Genomic DNA, 16,301 nt, shown 5'->3' with positions numbered 1-16,301 from the left:
AACCCTCCCCGAGCGGCCATCGGGGCCGGTCGCCGTTCGGCCGGCTGTCGCGCACCTTCCGAATCGGCGGACGGTGCGCCTCCCACCCGCGCGGTTGCCGGGTTACTGGGGGACGAGCCCGCCGATGCCCGGTCGGCGCGCGGGCACGCGCCGGCCGTCGGCGAGAGCCTGTCGGCCTGGTCGCGGACGCCGGAGCCGAACCCCCGCGTGAACAAGCCTCCGGGCGCGCGACACGATCCCGCCGAGCGGCCGTCTGCCAGGGAGTGGATCAGCGCAGTCCGGCGAAGAGATCGTTCTCGGGTACGGGCGCGCCGGTGGAGTCCTGGACTCGCAGGAAGGTCTCCATGCCCATCAGCTCGCCGAACCTCTCCTTGCCCATCTTGAGGAAGAAGATGTTCTCGCCCTGGCTGGCGTGCGCGGCCAGCGCGTCGAACTTCTGACCGCTGAACGCGGTGGTGTCCACCCACGTGGTGATCTCATCGTCGGGGAGGCCGATCTCGGCCAGCGCGGCGGCCTCGGCAGGGTCCGGCTCCGGCATGTCCTCATGAAATTCGCGCATGGTCTCGCCGAACCGCCGCATCATCGAGCGGGGCATCGTCGTCCAGTACACCTTCGGCGTCAGCTCGGTCATCTCCAGAGCCGCCATCGTGATGCGGTGGGCCTGGATGTGGTCGGGGTGACCGTAGAAGCCGTTCTCGTCATAGGTGACGACCACATCGGGCCGGTAGTGCCGCATGAGTTCCGCGAGTCGGGCGGCGCCTTCCTCCACGGGGGTCTGCCAGAAGGACGCAGGGGCGTCGTTGCTCGGCCAGCCCATCATTCCGGAGTCGGCATAGTCCAGCATTTCCAGATCGCTGATCTTCAGGGCTGCGCAGCTCGCCTCAAGTTCCTGACGGCGCATCAAGGCGACAGCCGCCGGATCGTGCCCGGGGTCGCCCGGCTTGGCACCCCCCGGTCCGTCACCGCAACCGCCGTCGGTACACGTCACGAGAACCGTACGGATGCCCTCCGCCGCGTACCGCGCGAGGACCCCGCCGGTCCCGGTGGCCTCGTCGTCGGGGTGCGCGTGCACTGCCATGAGCGTCAAGGGGCGGTCGGTCATGAAACAGTCCTCCTGCGGGAAATACGTCTCGGTCCGAGTGCGCGGCGGGCGTACCGCGATCCCGAGGGCCCGGGTCCTGTCTGAGCGACGATCTTGTGGTCTCCGCGTCCCCCGCCCGTGCGGCGCCGGGCCCTCGACGGATGCAACAGTGCCAGCCGGACCGGCTGTTCCCGGCGCGCACAAGAATCAGGCCCGGTGCTGATCTCTCAGCACCGGGCCTGACCTGTGTTTCTTCAGTCGGGGTGGCGGGATTTGAACCCACGACCTCTTCGTCCCGAACGGGATTTCGGGGGTAGCTGACCTTGTGGGGCGAGCGAATGGCCAGGATCGACGGCCCGTGTTCCGTCCGTGGTTGTCCGCGACGGTCCGGTGCGGGCTGTTGCGTTTGGCCCCCCGTTTGGCCCCCCGTGGGAGCTTCCTGGAGCGGCTGTGAGGCGCCCGCCATCGGCCGCGTAGCGTCTCAGTGTGCTGGCATTCTTCGACCTCGACAACACCCTGATCGACCGACGCGGGGGCCTGGAGGACTGGGCCCGTGGCTTCGCCCGATCACGGCGACTGCCGGAGGGCTCGGAGTCCGTCATCTGTGAACGGCTCCGGGAGCGAGCCTATCCGGCGGACTTCGTCCATCTGCGGGAGGCATTCGGGCTCGGCGACGATCCGGGCGACCTCTGGCACGAGTACGTCGACGGCGTCGCGCGGTCGGTGCGCTGCCTCCCAGGGGTGCGGGAAGGACTCGAAGCGCTGCGGGGTGCGGGGTGGACGCTCGGCATCGCGACGAACGGGGCGGGGGACATTCAACGGGCCAAGCTCGCCGCGACCGGGCTCGCATCGCACTTCGACGGCATCTGTGTCTCGGAGGAGATCGGAGCCAGGAAACCGGCGTACGAGCACTTCGATGCTGCCGCCGCGCTGTGCGGCGTCCGACTCAGCGCCGGTGGGTGGATGGTCGGGGACAACCCCGACACGGACATGGGTGGGGCGAGCGCGGCGGGACTGCGGACAGTGTGGGTGGCCAACGGTCGTGAGTGGGCCAGTGGCCCCCGCGAGCCCGACGCCGTGGTGCAGCGCGTCGCGGAGGCCATCGAGCTACTGCGAGAGGTGAAGGGCTAGCCGGAATCGCTGTGCGGGTCCGTGTGCAGCTCATCCAGTGCGAGCGCCAGATCAGGCGACGCGTCCTTTAGACCGGACCATCGCTCCATGACTGCCGCTGCGGCCTTAGCAAGGTCGGAGGGGAGGTCTGCCTCTTCGAGGGCATGAGCCGCCTCCTCCATCTCCGGGCCCCAGCGCCATGACCGGGCGGCGACCTTCGGGAAGTACGCGGTCTCTGTCAGGTAGCTGGTCGTCCGCCCCTGGGCAATATCGAGTAATTCCGCCTCAACTCCGTGATCACTGGCGAGAGCGTAGGCAACCGCGGCCAGAACACGGCTGGCCTTCTGGTAGCTGCTGTACGACAGCTTGAGTGCGGATGCCTGCCCGATCCCGCCGGGCAAGGGCCGTGCCTGGACGGAGCTTCCATCGAAGAGGCGGACGACCAGCGGTACGGTGTCGGCCGGTCCGGATAGATAGAGGCGCGGGCTCTTGGTATCCGACGGCGGGGACCCGATCACGGAACCGTCCACTGCGGTCGCTCCGGAGCGCTCCACGATGGCGCTGATGGCGGCCATCGTCGAAGGGGAGACGGCGTTCCCATCGACGTAGATCCCGGCGTATGAGCAAGCCGCGACGTCCCGCGCCACGGCTTCGGCGGCGGCCGGCGGGCACAGGCTCAGGATGATGTCGGCCCGCTCGGCCATCTCGCTCAGCGCGTGTACTGGCGTGAGGCCGTGTCGCTCGGCTCGTTCCCTGCTGCTCGCGCTGCGACCGGCCGGACACCACAGAACCTCAGCACCGAAGCGTCGCGCCTGAGCGGCAACGGCGGCTCCCATACTGCCCGGGTGCAGGATGCCAAGCGTCGTCATCCGACAAGCTCCCGGATGTTCCGGCTCTCGGCTGAGGCGGTGGCCTCGAGGGCGTCGATGATGGCGTTGGCGGACTCGGTGGGGCTGAGCTGGTCGGTTCGGAGGGTGAGGGTCCATGGCTCGGTTTCGTGGGCCAACAGATCCTCTCGGGTCTCGTGCCAGACTCTTACCCGAGCCTCTACGTCCTTGTCCCCGCGACCGGTGGAACGCGACTCCGTGACGTCCAGGGGGCACCACAGGAGCACGCGAATCCAGTGCAGGGGGAAGGCAACTACCGCGCTGGCCCCCACGACCTGCCCCATGTGCAGAACGGGGATGCGGTCGGCGTCAACCAGGGCCGCGACGCCCTGCCGGTCGATGGCGTACTCAGCGTCATAGCGGGCGTTGCGGTAGAGGAGTCCTCCCGCGCGCGACAGCTCTTCGATGCGGTCAACGGTCGTGAGCCGGTATCCCGTCGTACGCCCGGGACCGGCCTTAAGCCGCTCGAACAGCACGAACTCCGGTCGCAGCCGGGTCAGTTCGCCTGTGATGGTGTCCTTACCGGAGCCAGGCGGCCCGTAAAGGATCACGCCGGACGGCATCACAGCCCACCGCCGCTCAGTACGTCGCGTGCTTCGTCGACCAGGGCGACAGCGGCGCCAAGACGGTTGTCGACGACGTAGTGCGGGCCTTGCGGACGGAACTTCAGATCGAGCCCCAGCGTATATTCGTCCCACGCTTCCATCTTCCATGCGTCGCGTGCCGCGCCACGGAATTCGATGTACTCACGCATCGATTCGACGTCGCACTCAACCCATATGGTGGCGACCGAAACCCTCTTGGACCGGCAACGGTTCTGGAAGCGCTGCATCCAGTCGGCTTGAGCGAATTCGGCGATGAATGGGGCGTCAAGGATGGCCGAGATTCCGCAATCCAAGTTGTCCCAAGCGGCTTCCATGAGGCATCGGTATTCCAGTGGCCGGACCTTCTCCCGGTATAGCTCCGAACTCCGGTCGTGCGCCTCCCCGCCCAGTGAAACAAGAAGCTGGTCTACCAGCGGGCGCGTCAGTGAGTCCTTATCGAGGATCGGCCAACCGGTGAGCCCTCCGAGGAACTTCGCGAACTCCGACTTCCCAGACCCGGCGTACCCCCCGACCAGGATCACGGTCGGCCCGTCGGTGATTGCCGCTGCTGTGTGGCGGCTCCAAGCGTTGAGCACACGATTGCGCAGAGCCTCGCTGTCCACATCGTCGGTACCTTCGCGGATGCTGCCCAGCGCTCTACGTACTGCGTCCGGCTGGTTGGGGAGCTTTCGCTCAGCGGAAGCGGGCGCCGGTACGGATTCCACAGGGGCATCCTCTCCGGGCAGGGCTTTACGGAAGCCGAGTTGGGCCTCATTGCGACGATAGAGGCGGCAGTATGCCCGGCGATAATGCGGGCCGGGATACACCGAACCCTTTTCGTGGCCCCAGATCGTCTGGAAGTTCGCGGCAATGTTGAAGCCATGCCGCTCCGCGATTTCGCGGAGCTTCTCCCCCGTGTCTTCCAGGGTGAGCCCTATCTCCTCGCGGTGCATCCGCAGGAGATCCGGCTTCCAATCCGGGTGCTTCCGAGCCATCTGCCCCTCCTAGATAGCTGGTCGGAGACGCGAGTGTAGCGGCCCGACTAGCGCCGTGGAAATTCGTGATAGCGCATGTGTAAGCGGATGTATAAAACCGCTTGGTCTTTCTCGGGTAGTGGGACGTGATACCGGTTTTTTCGCCTTGGCGGTGAACTTGTGGCACATCGAACGAGGAGGTTCAGATGTCCCACGGCGCGGCTGTTCAGGCCACATCTCAGCTTGCTGGAAGGTCAGTTGCCTTCCAGGGCCGCAACGCGATGACGCAGCTCTCCAACTTCGGCCCGCAGGCTGGCAACTTCTTCGCGCAATTCGGCTACGGCCCCGGCCGGGTTGGCGAGCTGTGCGGCGGAGCGGCCAGCGTCAGCAGTCAGGAACACGCCCTTGCCCTGATGGCTCACGACGAGCCCGTCGGCCTTCAGCTGATTGATGGCGGTGCGAGCCACGGTCACCGTGACTCCGTATGCCTTCTGGAGGTCCCCGTACGAGGGGAGCTGGCCGGAGTCGGCGAACTCGTCACCCGCGATGCGTCGCCGCAGGTCATCGGCCACCTGCTGATAGGCGAACTGCTTGCCGGTCCACTCGACCATCTGCACCCCAAGTCTTGTTCGGTCTCTGCCTCATAGTGCCCGTGCCTCACAGGTAGAACCAGCACCCCGCGCCGCTTGTTCCGTGAGGGGACTTGACGCACTCTGCCTCACAGTGCACTCTGAGGCAGAGTTGAAAAAGCGGCTCAGCCCAGAAGGGCAGAGCACTCGATCGACCTGTTTGACCTGCAATAACAGCGCCCGGAAGCCCTTCACAAGGGGGTGAAAGGAAGCGCTCGGTCTTTGAGAACTGAACAGTGGACGGAGTTGCCGCCTCTCCGAGAAGGCGGCCAGCGCGGCTGAGGTCCGCGCATCGCATGACCCGACCTCCGCCGCTACCGCGGCGGCCGGTTGCCTCCTCCGCCCGTCCGGCCTGCGTGGTCGTACGGGCGGGGTTGAGGGGAGCCGGATACCCGCTGGTTCCACAGACGATCTCGCGACGCGAGAGAGGGAGAAACCATGACCCGCTATGACGGCAACGACAGCCGCCCGACCCTGCTGGACCGGACCCCTGACGGGCGTCCGATCTACGTCACGGGCCCGAAGTAACCGACGGGCGGCCGTCCACTGCCAGGCGCACGGCCGCCCTCTCTCCCCGATCCGTCACAGACCAGGAGAGGCACCATCATGACCGAAACCGCAGCCACCTTCGCCGCCGTCTTCGTCGCCCTGTACGTCGCTCATAGCGTGGGTGACCATTGGGTTCAGACCTCCTGCCAGTCCGCCGACAAGGGCAAGCCCGGCTGGACCGGCCGTCTGGCCGGTGCCCGGCACGTTGCCACTCTGACTGCCACCAAGCTCGCCTTACTCGCCCTGGTAGCCGCGCTGCTCGGGCTGCACCTTTCCGCCCTCGGCCTGGTGGCGGGCATGGGTGTGGATGCCGTCACGCACTGGTGGGCGGATCGCCGTAGCACCCTCGCGTGGCTGGCCAAGGTCACCGGCAAGGGCGAGTTCTACAGCCTCGGTACCCCCGCCCACCCCGCGCACCCTGTCACAGCAACGGGCAGCCCGGCCGCCCACCTCGGCACCGGCGCCTACGCGCTGGACCAGTCCTTCCACCACCTGTGGCTGCTGGTCGCTGCGCTCCTCATCGCCACTGTCTGACCACACCCCCCCCATATATGACGGCGCGGCCCCGGTGTTCGAGCACCGGGGCCGCTGTTGGGCCGTCATCTTCAGCAGGGAGACAACCCAATGAGTCACATCGTCACTGTTCAGGAAGCCGTTACCGCGTTCACGCCGGGCGTTGAGCCCACGGCGGCCGAGCTGGACGCGATCGAGGCGGAGATGCCGGTCATCTCGGCGGAAGTCGAGTTGCTGGACGTGCAGATCATGACGCTTGACCGGCCGGTGTCCGAGCTGGACGTCCGCCGTATCCGCCGGGCTCGGCGCCGGGTGCTGGCCGCCCGCCGGGAGCTCTCGAACCGCACCGCCGACCAGGGCGCGTCGGGGGTGGGAGCGTGAGCACGCTGGATGCCAACCCCGGCCCGCTGCCCGAGGACGTTGCCGACCTGCTGCGTGCCGTCCTCGAAGCGCTCCGCATCCCGGACCCCGCCACGTTCGGCGACACCGACCGGTTCCGTGAAGTCCTCGACAACCGGGCCATGGACGTGGTCGTCGCGATCGAGGGCGTTCTCTCCGATCCCACAGGCTGGGCCATCGGGTGGATCACCCCCTACCTCCGCCAGCAGCTCGCCAAGAACCCGCCGACCGGTTACCGCGCCGCCCGCGAGGCGGAGCACGACGGCGGGGAGGTAGACCAGTGACCCGCCAGGACAAGGCCAAAGCTCTTCTCGTCGTCGCGCTCGTTGCCGTGGTCGGGATGGCGTTCCGGGTCTCGTGGAACGCGTTGCGGGACGTGGCTACGGCCATCGGCGCGGACGCGACGGCCGCGACTCTGTACGGGTATGTGGTGGATGGGCTGATGGCGCTGGCGCTGGTCGCCGCGCTCGTCCTGACCGGTCGGGACCGTATCTTCGCGCTGCGGGTGCTGGCCGCCTACACCAGCGCCTCCCTCGTCCTGAATTTCGTTCACGGACTCGTGCCGGAGCTGCACGGTGGGTCGGTCGGCCCCGGCGGACTGGCCGACTTGAGCAAGGCGGGTTGGCTGCTGGTGCTGCTGGCCACCTCGCTCCCGGTCGGCTCGATCTACTTCGGCTCCGATCTGGTCGCCAAGGTGCTTCACCACCGACCGGACACCACCACAGACACCATGAAATCGGATGAGACCACCATCAATCGGTCTACGTCTGAGCAGGAGAAGTCGGCCCCCGAACCGCCCGCGCCGGTCGCCGACCCGCTGCCCCTCCCGCCCCCCGGTCCGGTCGCCCAGCCGGTGCCAGACCAGTCGGCCCCGGTCGTTGTGGCGGTGGCGGCTGAGTCGGTCCGGCCCCGCCGGGCGACCGGTCGGGTGCCCCAGTCGGCCCGCGCCGCCCGCCCCAAGCGCACCGCCGCCGAACTCCTCGACGAAGCGCGGTCGGTCACGGACGACTGGTCCGACAAGGAGCTGACGGCCGAACGCCTCCGCAAGGCGGTCCGTACGTCGGCGGAGAAGGCGCGCGGTCTGCGGGACACGCTGCGGGCCGAGCGGGCCGAGTCGTCTTCCGGGGCCGCTGAAGAGGTGGCGGCATGAGTGAGCCCCAGCCTTACCGTCCGCCGCCGGGTGAACCGCTGCCCGGCTGGCCCGCCCTCGACTCTTACGGCCCCGCTCAGCAACCGCTGAGTGGGGCCGTGGAACTCGCGGCCGAGCGTGGCCCTGTGGTCTACATCCCGGGCGCTCACGGCGGGTTCGTGGCCGTACGCCGCGACGATCTGCCCACCGTCCACGCCCCCGCTCCTCTGCCCGCGCCGGTCGGCATGGATCCGGTCGCGCAGCGCATGGCCGCCGCCGGGCTCGGCGGGGGAGCCCTGTCCGCCGGGGTCGGCTGGGGCATCAGCGAAGCCGCAAGCGGCATCGCCGGGATCAGCGGGGGCGGGCTGATGTGGCTGGCCATCCTCCTGCTCGCCTCCCGCCTAGCCCCCTCTGCCCGCCGCGTGCGTGAAGGCGACACCTTCATCACCCACCACCACGTCACGAACCGCTGGTGGGGCCGCTCGCATACCTCGATCCGCAACCGCTGAAGGGACACCTCAAGTGACTGACATCTACCGCTCCTACACCCCGGCCGAGAAGCGCAAGCGAGCCTGGCTGGTCGTGCGCGGAGCCAAGCAGGCTTTCGCGGACTCCGTGGACCCGAGGCTCGACCGGAGGATCGAGCAGATCGACGCCCGTGCCGAGGAGCGCGGCCAGCTGGAGGCCCTGGCCCTGCACCGCCAGAACGACAGGGCCAGGGCCGAGCTGGCCGCCGCCAAGGCTGCTGAGCGCGCCGCCTCACGTGAGGACCGGACCGCAGCCCGCGATGCCCGCAAGCGGGCGGAGAAGCGGGCGCGGGCCACTGAACAGGCCCTTCGCCGCGCTGGTCTCTGACCGGTCCTTCCGTCCCCTGCGGGCTTCCCGTGGGGGTGCGGTGGGACCGGACAGACCGGCCCGCATGGGAAAGGACACGCGATGGCCCGGAAGACCCCGGAACAGAAGGCAGCGGCGAAGAAGGCGGTGGCCGACTACAAGTCCGCGAAGCGCTCACTGGCCCAGCACACCGACGCGGACAGCTCCGCGTACCTGGCCGACCACGACCGCGTGGTCGAGGCCGAGAAGCGCATCCCCTGGTACCGCCGCTGACACGGCCGAGCCAAGACCTTGCCGACCGCTCATCAAGCAGTAGGAGAGACCCAGCATGACAGGCACCAATCCCCCTCCAGGCCACCTGCGGTTGGTCCCTTCTCTGGCGGCCGACACCGACGATCGTGAGCCCGGTGACGGCGCCCCTGCGGTGGCCGTTCCGGTCGATAACCCGGCCCTGCCCAAGCCCAACGTGCGCACGGAGAAGCGCAAGCCGGTGCTGGCCGGGTGGCTGACCAACCGGCGCGGCTTCACCGCCACCGCCCGCCACACGGCGGCCAACCTCGGCTACGCAGCCATGTTTCACGGGGTGCGCCTCCCGGTGTACGCCGCGCGCCTGACCCTGATGTCCCCGCGCGGCGCCTGCCGCTTCGTTGCCTCCACGGGCAGGTGGGTGTGGGACCGCGAAGCCGCGCCCTTGCGGGACTACGCGGTGCGCACCGAGGACGTGGAAGAGTACATGCGCCTGGCCCGGCTGCGGGCCGGACGGGTACGGCTGCGCGGCCTGGTGACCCTGGTCGCGGCCGTGTTCGGTACCGGGTTCGCGCTGTGGCTGTACGTCCTGGCCCCCGCGTTCCTGTATGCGTTCGCCGCGGGCGGGGTGCTGCTGCTCGGTATGGGCGGTCAGCAGCCCGACTCCCCGGTCGTCGGCCCCGCGGTGCTGAAGACCGAGGTCCAGAAGCTCACCGGCAGCATCGTGCTGCGGGGGCTGGACAGCATCGGCAACGCGAAGATCTCGGCCGCCATCAAGAAGGGCGGCGACATGAACGGGCTGCGCTTCACCTCGGAGATCTGCCGCGATGGCCCCGGCTACCGGGCGGACCTCGACCTGCCGTACGGCGTTACACCCGACGACGTGATGAAGGAACGCGAACCGCTCGCCTCCGGCCTGCGGCGCAAGGTCGGCTGCGTGTGGCCCGCCCCCGACCCGGCCGAGCACGAGGGCCGGTTGGTGCTGTGGATCGGCGACAAGCCCATGAACGAGACCACCAAGCCCGCGTGGCCGCTGGCCAAGTCCGGTCAGGTCGACCTGTTCAAGCCGGTCGTCTTTGGCAACGACCAGCGCATGCGCGACGTCGCCGTGACCTTGATGTTCGCTTCGGTCGTGGTCGGCTCCATCCCCCGCATGGGCAAGACGTTCCTGATGCGGCTGTTCCTGCTGATCGCCGCCCTCGACCCGCGCGCCGAACTCCACGCGTTCGACTTCAAGGGCACCGGCGACTTCGGCGCCCTGGAACCGGTCTGCCACCGCTACCGCGCCGGTGACGAGGACGAGGACATCGAATACGTCCTCAACGCGCTGCGTGAGCTGAGGGAGGAACTGCGCCGCCGGGCGAAGGTCATCAAGTCCCTGCCGCGCTCCCGCTGCCCCGAATCCAAGGTCACCCCGGAACTGGCCAATGACCGCAGCCTGGGGCTGCACCCGATCGTCGCCGGGTTCGATGAGTGCCAGGTCCCCTTCGAGCACGAGGAATACGGCAAGGAGATCGAGGCGATCAGTGAGGACTTGACCAAACGCGGTCCGGCCCTGGGCATCGTCGCACTCTTCGGCACCCAGCGCCCGGACGCCAAGTCCCTGCCCACCGGCATCTCTGCCAACGCGGTGCTGCGGTTCTGCCTCAAGGTCATGGGCCAGCCCGCCAACGACATGGTGCTGGGCACCAGCATGTACAAGGCCGGATACCGGGCCACCATGTTCTCCCGCTCCGACCGCGGCATCTGCTGGATGGCTGGTGAAAGCGACGACCCGCGCATCGTCGCGAGCGCGTTCGTGGACGCGGTCGCCGCCGAGCAGATCGCCGCCCGCGCCCGCAAGATGCGCGAGGAGTACGGCAACGTTACCGGCCACGCCATCGGCCAGGGCCCGGAGAGGACCGCCGGCACTGACGTCCTCGCCGACGTCCTCGACGTCATCAACGCCGACGAGAAGGCCGTGTGGTGCGAGCGCATCGCCACCCGCCTCACCACCTTGCGGCCCGAGGTGTACGCGGGCTGGAAGGGCGAGAACGTCACCACCGCGCTCAAGCCCTGGGGCATCAAGCCCGGCCAGGTCTGGGGCCAGACCGACACCGGCGAAGGCAAGAACCGGCGCGGCATCGACCGCGCCGACATCACCGCAGCCATCACACGCCGTAACGCCGACCGCGCCGCAGCCTGACCCCGCACCGCTGCTAGACCTAGCACCCCGCGCTGCTAGGTCTAGCAGCCCCACTAGCGGCCCATCAGGCATCTGACCAGCGGTCTAGCGTCTAGCGCTTGACCTGCCACAACCCCCGAAAACCCGCCCTCAGATGGGAGTGACCCCCGCATGCTCACCGCTAGCGCGGCCATATTCCTTGCCATCGCCGGTTACGCAGCGTTGTGTGCCGCCCAGCCGTTCGGCACCTGCCGCAAGTGCTCCGGAGCGGGCCGCGCCGTCCGCGTCAACCGCCGCGGCCGGGTCAAGGTCGGCAAGACCTGCCGACGCTGCCGCGGCCACGGCCGTCGCCTCCGGATCGGCCGCCGCCTGCACAACCACGCCCGCCGCCTCCACCACGACGGCGCCCGCTAACCGCCTCCCCGCCTTACGCACCGGAAAGGGCATCGCGTGTCCATAACCGTCTCTCTGATAGCCATCCTCGGCCTGCTGCTGTTCTTCGCCATCAAGCTGCGCTCCGCGACGACCGGGGCGGTCATCATCGCCGTCCTCTTCGGCTTCTACCTCGCCCGGACCGACGCCGCTCCCTCCGTGAACGACACCGTCACCTCGCTCACCAATGCCCTGACCGACATCGGCACCTGAACACCGGTGCCGTGACCGATCCCCACGACTAGACACGCCAAGGGCGGCCCCTTCGTCTCGCCAAAGTCGCGGGGCCGCCCTTGTCCAACCTGCCGTGAACTGACCTGTTGGAGGTCCCCCAGCATGACCCAACAGACCCCCCTTGGGCGAGTGGCCCTCACCCTGGCCGCCACCGGTCTCCCAGTGTTGCCCCTGCGCGCGGGCAAGGCACCCTTCGGCAACTGCCACCAGTGCGCGAACAACGCGTGCGGCGGTCGGCCGAACATGAAGACCGCCGGGCCGTGCCGCTGCCCCGGCGTCTGCCACGCGTGGGCCGCCGCCACCACCGACCCCGCAGCGATCACATCCCTCGCATGGGCCCACGCCTGGCGCCGGGCCGTCTGCGTCGCCTACCACCCCGGCGCCGCCGGGCTGACCGTGGTGGACCTGGACGACGCGGCGGCCGTGGCATGGGCCCGTGAGACCCTGCCCGCCACCAGGATTGTGGAGACGACGCGCGGTGAGCACTGGATCTACCGCGGCGCCATGACCTCGCGCAACGCGGTCCGCTCCGGAGTCGACATCAAGTCGTCCATGTCCTACGCCCGCTGGCTCGGCCCCGGCACCGGCACCATGACCACCCTGCCCGACGAGGTGCGCGCACTTGCCGTGAAAGAACCCTCCCCGGCCCGGCGCCTGCACGTCGTCACCGCGGCCGCGTTGGGCCGTGGCGGGGAATGCCGCCACCGCACGCCCGTCTACCTGGAACGCGGCATCGCTATGGCCGAGCAGCGCATCACCGGGGCCCGCAGCGCGGTCCACGCCACCGTCTACCGGACTTTCCTCGCCGTGCTCTCCACTCACGGCCGGTGCGGCTGCCTCACCGAGGCCCACATCGCGCGACTGTTCACCGCCGCGCAGGCCAAGGGCGAATCCCCCCGGCACTGCACCGACGGGTGGACCAACGCCCGCACCACGTTGGGACTGTAGCCATGTCCGAGGACGAGAAGAATCCTGCCCGCGAGGTCATCACCGACTACGCGCAGGCGCACTTCCGGTACTTCCGCACCGCCGACGGGACCGTGTACGCGCAGAAGAACGGCCACCCCGTAGCCCGGCCGATCCGCTCCCAGGGCACCACGGGGAGCCACCGGCAGGAACTCATGGTCGGCCTCTTCAGGGACGGGGTCGGCGTGTTCAACGGGACCGCACTCAAGGAGGCGTTGGACTTGATCGAAGCACTCGCGCTGACCGAGGACGTACAGCCCACCCACATCCGCGTAGCGCCCGGGTTCGACGGTGCGACCTGGCTCGACCTGGGCCGCGACGACGGCAAGTCCGTCCGCATCCACCCCACCGGCTGGGACATCCTCACCCCCGACCCGCAGGAAGTCTGCTGGCGGCGTACCCAGCTCACCGGCGAACTCCCCTTGCCCGCCCAGGACACCAACGGCAAGGGCATTGATCTCCTGCTCCGTCTGTGCAACTTCGCCAGTGCCGAGACCGAGTGCCTGGCCATCGCCTGGCTGATCGGCTGCCTGGAGCCGTCCGTGCCGGTGCCCGCGCCGTTCCTCACCGGCCCTCAGGGGGCGGGCAAGTCCACGGGCGGCCGGATGCTGGTGCGGATCATCGAGGGGATGAGCGGTGACCTGCGCCGGGCGCCGAAGGATGAGGAGAACATGATCACGGCTGTCGCCGCCGGATGGGTCACCGCTCTGGACAACCTCTCCCACCTGCCCCCGGACCTGTCCGACCTCATGTGCTGCATCGTGACCGGCGCCGAGAGCATCAAGCGCGCGCTCTTCACTGACGGGGACGTCGTCCGCTCCCGTTACCGACGCCCCATGCTGCTGACCGGTATCGACGTCGGCGTCATCAGGCCCGACCTCGCTGAACGTCTCCTCCCGCTCCGCCTGGTGCGGCCCCGGGTGCGCCGGACCGAGGCGGAGCTGTGGACGGAGTACGCGGAGATCCTGCCGGTCGTTCTCGGCTCCCTGCTGGACCTGACAGTCAAGGTGCGGGCCGCGCAGGCGGAGACCCCCACCGACCTGCGGATGGCCGACTTCGCCCACCTGTGCGCGCAACTTGACACGGCTACCGGGTTCGGCTCGCTGGCCGCGTACCGGGCAAGTCTCGATGACCTCAACGACGACGTCATCGAAGGAGACCTGCTGGCGCAGACGGTTCTGAAGCACGCGGCCGGGCTCGATGCGGGCGCGGAGGTCCGTATGTCGTCCTCGGAGTGGCTGCACTGCCTCACCGGCCTCTACAGCGGCGAGGAGTGTCGTCCCCTGCCCAAGGGCTGGCCCACCACCGGCAAGGTCCTCTCCGACCGGCTCAAGCGGCTACAGCCGACCCTCGCCGCGCGTGGCGTCCTCATCGACTGGGGCCGTACCAGCGCCGCCCGCTACATCGAGATGACCCGACCCCCGCTCCCGCCCCCGAACGAGCAGGAACCGGCGTTCTGACCCGCGCCGCCACGGCGCCACACCGAACAAGCAAGAGGAGCAACCCGCGCGCCCGGGTTGCTCCTCTTGTTGGTCCGGCGGCTTGCCGCCGCCCCACAAGACGCGCCGCGAAGCGGCTCCTTCTTCACGTCCTGAGCAGCACCGCACCACCACAGACACCACCCCCTCTTCTTTTCCTAAGAGGAGAGACCTTGCGTCACCCACGTCACCAGCCACCCGAACCCGGACCCTGACCAGCGGCTACAGCGGTGACGCAGACGGCCAAACCTGCGTCATCCCGCGTCACCCGCGTCACGGGTGACAGAACCCCGCCCCGCCCTGTGACACGCCCCGAGCTGCCCGCGTCACCTTATAACCGCAGGCCAGAGCCGCAAATGACGTGCGTGACGCCATGACGCAGAAATCCGCACCTCGGACACACACGGTCCCCGGAACCCCGCCGAGAGGAGGCACCGCCGCATGACCACGGTTGCTGAACCCGCCGAACAGCTCCTCTATCGCCCCGAAGAGGCGGCCAAGGCTCTCAGGATCGGACGCTCGATGGTCTACGAGGAGATACGCCTCGGACGACTTCGAACCGTCCGCATCGGCCGTCGCCGTCTCGTGCCACCCGAGTATGTCGCGCAGTACGTCGAACTCCTCAAGCGCGAGGCGGAAGCCACCGCCTGAGCTTTTCATCACCGCAGTTCCGCAGGGCCGCGTCCATCAGGGCGCGGCCCTGTCCTATGGAGGCACAACAGAACATGACCGAGACCCCGAAGCGCGCCCAAAAGGCTGGTCACGGTGCGGACACGATCTATTGGGACCCCGCCAAGAAGAGCTACGTGGGGGCCGTCTCCCTGGGGTACGCCCCGAACGGGAAGCGCCGTCGACCGAAGGTGTACGGCAAGACGAAGACCGAAGTGCGCAACAAGATCCGGGACTTGAAGAAGGAGGTGCAGACGGGCGTCAAGGCTCCGGCCAACTACACCGTGGCCGACGCGGTTAACGATTGGTTGGAGCGGGGGCTGAAGGGGCGCGACGAGAAGGGCACCATCGGCAAGAACCGCTCGATGGCGAACAAGCACCTCATCCCGTTCATCGGGAAGGCCAAACTGAAGGAACTCAGCGCGGACGATGTCGACGACTGGTTGGACGACAGGGCCGAATTCCTCGCGACGCGAAGCCTGCGTGACCTGCTCGCCATCCTGCGCCGCTCCATCGCGCACGCACAGCGCAGGGACAAGGCCGCGCGGAACGTCGCCCTACTCGTCACCGCGCCGGAGGGGCGCCCCGGCCGTCCCAGCAAGGCATTGAACCTGGAGCAGGCGAAAGCTGTGCTGATCGCCGCACGACCGTCACGGCTGTACGCCTATCTCGTGCTCTCGCTCCTCAGTGGCGTGCGGACGGAAGAGGCGCGGCCCCTCACCTGGGACCACGTCTTCCTGGAGCCGAAGGACGGCATTCCGCCGTACGTCGCCGTGTGGCGCTCGGTGCGCAAGCACGGCGAGACCAAGACCAGGAAGAGCCGCCGGACCATTGCACTGCCGAAGCAGGTAGTCGACGTGCTCGAAGAGCACGTGAGGTGGCAGAAGCAGGAGCGCGCATCCCATGGGATGGAGTGGATCCCAACCGGCTGTGTCTTCACGACGCGGAGCGGCGAGCCGCTTGACGCGGCCAACGTCCGGCGCGACTTCAAGGCCATCGTGAAGAAGGCAGGGCTGAAGCCGGAGTGGACGCCGCGGGAGCTGCGGCACAGCTTCGTGTCCCTGCTCTCAGATCACGGCATCCCGTTGGAGCGGATCGCGCTGTTGGTCGGTCACAGCAGCCAGGCGACCACAGAAGCGGTCTACCGCAAGCAGCTCCGTCCGGTGATCACGCAGGGAGCTGAAGCGATGGACGACATCTTCGCCGAAGATCAGGAAGGGGAGGACACGGAGGAGCAGGAAGAGGGCGACGCGGTGGCCTGATCAAATTCGTTTGGCCCCCTGTTTGGCCCCCCGAGCATGACAGAGGGCCAATCGCGTTCATGCGATTGGCCCTCTGACCTGTGTCGGGGTGGCGGGATTTGAACCCACGACCTCTTCGTCCCGAACGAAGCGCGCTGCCAAGCTGCGCTACACCCCGAAGC

General features: G+C 68.5%; 19 protein-coding genes, 1 tRNA gene and 1 pseudogene. 15 read left to right on the top strand and 6 right to left on the bottom strand.

Annotated features, from left to right (window positions below; genetic code table 11):
• Positions 1-268: 268 nt before the first annotated feature.
• Entirely contained in the window at positions 269-1,102 is an 834-nt protein-coding gene (locus tag AB0C66_RS13080; protein WP_362436533.1) for a PIG-L family deacetylase, read from the bottom strand.
• 465 nt (positions 1,103-1,567) lie between these two features.
• On the opposite strand from AB0C66_RS13080, the gene AB0C66_RS13075 reads away from it, so the two are divergent.
• A complete protein-coding gene (locus tag AB0C66_RS13075) occupies positions 1,568-2,212 on the top strand; it encodes an HAD family hydrolase (protein ID WP_362436531.1) in 645 nt (214 codons plus the stop codon).
• On the opposite strand, the pseudogene AB0C66_RS13070 reads toward AB0C66_RS13075, so the two are convergent.
• From AB0C66_RS13070 to AB0C66_RS13055, 4 genes and pseudogenes are all read right to left on the bottom strand, one after another.
• Positions 2,209-3,066 (bottom strand): annotated as a pseudogene (locus tag AB0C66_RS13070) (DUF1932 domain-containing protein); the annotation flags it as partial. The gene AB0C66_RS13075 and the pseudogene AB0C66_RS13070 sit on opposite strands and share 4 nt — an antisense overlap.
• Complete coding sequence (locus tag AB0C66_RS13065) at positions 3,057-3,641, bottom strand: guanylate kinase (RefSeq protein ID WP_362436529.1); 585 nt, start codon at positions 3,639-3,641, stop codon at positions 3,057-3,059. The gene AB0C66_RS13065 and the pseudogene AB0C66_RS13070, both read right to left, overlap by 10 nt.
• A complete protein-coding gene (locus tag AB0C66_RS13060; protein WP_362436527.1) occupies positions 3,641-4,657 on the bottom strand; it encodes an AAA family ATPase in 1,017 nt (338 codons plus the stop codon). The genes AB0C66_RS13065 and AB0C66_RS13060 overlap by 1 nt, the downstream gene beginning before the upstream one ends.
• 233 nt (positions 4,658-4,890) lie before the next feature.
• Positions 4,891-5,247: a GntR family transcriptional regulator gene (locus tag AB0C66_RS13055; RefSeq protein WP_362436684.1), complete on the bottom strand. Its 357-nt coding sequence runs from the start codon at positions 5,245-5,247 to the stop codon at positions 4,891-4,893.
• Between the two features lie 624 nt (positions 5,248-5,871).
• On the opposite strand from AB0C66_RS13055, the gene AB0C66_RS13050 reads away from it, so the two are divergent.
• From AB0C66_RS13050 to AB0C66_RS12985, 14 genes are all read left to right on the top strand, one after another.
• A complete protein-coding gene (locus AB0C66_RS13050) occupies positions 5,872-6,348 on the top strand; it encodes a transcriptional regulator (RefSeq protein ID WP_362436525.1) in 477 nt (158 codons plus the stop codon).
• A 90-nt stretch (positions 6,349-6,438) separates the two neighbouring features.
• Positions 6,439-6,708 (top strand): DUF6284 family protein, encoded by a 270-nt coding sequence (locus AB0C66_RS13045; RefSeq protein WP_362436523.1) that lies wholly within the window; start codon positions 6,439-6,441, stop codon positions 6,706-6,708.
• Positions 6,705-7,010 carry a hypothetical protein gene (locus AB0C66_RS13040; RefSeq protein WP_362436521.1) on the top strand — a complete coding sequence of 102 codons (306 nt, stop codon included), beginning with the start codon at positions 6,705-6,707 and terminating at the stop codon, positions 7,008-7,010. The genes AB0C66_RS13045 and AB0C66_RS13040 overlap by 4 nt, the downstream gene beginning before the upstream one ends.
• Positions 7,007-7,876 (top strand): DUF2637 domain-containing protein, encoded by an 870-nt coding sequence (locus tag AB0C66_RS13035; protein ID WP_362436519.1) that lies wholly within the window; start codon positions 7,007-7,009, stop codon positions 7,874-7,876. The genes AB0C66_RS13040 and AB0C66_RS13035 overlap by 4 nt, the downstream gene beginning before the upstream one ends.
• Positions 7,873-8,364 (top strand): hypothetical protein, encoded by a 492-nt coding sequence (locus AB0C66_RS13030; RefSeq protein ID WP_362436517.1) that lies wholly within the window; start codon positions 7,873-7,875, stop codon positions 8,362-8,364. The genes AB0C66_RS13035 and AB0C66_RS13030 overlap by 4 nt, the downstream gene beginning before the upstream one ends.
• A 13-nt stretch (positions 8,365-8,377) precedes the next feature.
• A complete protein-coding gene (locus tag AB0C66_RS13025; protein ID WP_362436515.1) occupies positions 8,378-8,710 on the top strand; it encodes a hypothetical protein in 333 nt (110 codons plus the stop codon).
• Positions 8,711-8,791: 81 nt separating this feature from the next.
• Entirely contained in the window at positions 8,792-8,962 is a 171-nt protein-coding gene (locus AB0C66_RS13020; protein ID WP_362436513.1) for a hypothetical protein, read from the top strand.
• Between the two features lie 55 nt (positions 8,963-9,017).
• Positions 9,018-11,120 carry a cell division protein FtsK gene (locus tag AB0C66_RS13015; protein ID WP_362436511.1) on the top strand — a complete coding sequence of 701 codons (2,103 nt, stop codon included), beginning with the start codon at positions 9,018-9,020 and terminating at the stop codon, positions 11,118-11,120.
• A 150-nt stretch (positions 11,121-11,270) separates the two neighbouring features.
• Positions 11,271-11,513: a hypothetical protein gene (locus tag AB0C66_RS13010; RefSeq protein WP_362436509.1), complete on the top strand. Its 243-nt coding sequence runs from the start codon at positions 11,271-11,273 to the stop codon at positions 11,511-11,513.
• Positions 11,514-11,549: 36 nt separating this feature from the next.
• Positions 11,550-11,744 carry a hypothetical protein gene (locus AB0C66_RS13005; protein WP_362436507.1) on the top strand — a complete coding sequence of 65 codons (195 nt, stop codon included), beginning with the start codon at positions 11,550-11,552 and terminating at the stop codon, positions 11,742-11,744.
• Between the two features lie 123 nt (positions 11,745-11,867).
• Positions 11,868-12,713 (top strand): bifunctional DNA primase/polymerase, encoded by an 846-nt coding sequence (locus tag AB0C66_RS13000; RefSeq protein WP_362436505.1) that lies wholly within the window; start codon positions 11,868-11,870, stop codon positions 12,711-12,713.
• Positions 12,714-12,715: 2 nt separating this feature from the next.
• Positions 12,716-14,191 carry an ATP-binding protein gene (locus tag AB0C66_RS12995; protein WP_362436503.1) on the top strand — a complete coding sequence of 492 codons (1,476 nt, stop codon included), beginning with the start codon at positions 12,716-12,718 and terminating at the stop codon, positions 14,189-14,191.
• A gap of 459 nt (positions 14,192-14,650) precedes the next feature.
• Entirely contained in the window at positions 14,651-14,860 is a 210-nt protein-coding gene (locus tag AB0C66_RS12990) for a helix-turn-helix domain-containing protein (RefSeq protein ID WP_362436501.1), read from the top strand.
• Positions 14,861-14,934: 74 nt separating this feature from the next.
• On the top strand, positions 14,935-16,140 hold the full coding sequence (locus tag AB0C66_RS12985) for a site-specific integrase (RefSeq protein ID WP_362436499.1): 1,206 nt from the start codon (positions 14,935-14,937) through the stop codon (positions 16,138-16,140).
• A gap of 83 nt (positions 16,141-16,223) precedes the next feature.
• Here the strand turns inward: AB0C66_RS12985 and AB0C66_RS12980 are convergent.
• Positions 16,224-16,297, bottom strand: a tRNA-Pro gene (locus AB0C66_RS12980).
• Positions 16,298-16,301 lie beyond the last annotated feature (4 nt).

Origin of the sequence: Streptomyces sp. NPDC048636 (genome assembly GCF_040650655.1) — a bacterium.
Classification (GTDB): Bacteria; Actinomycetota; Actinomycetes; order Streptomycetales; family Streptomycetaceae; genus Streptomyces.
This window is presented reverse-complemented; position numbering and strand designations above follow the sequence as displayed.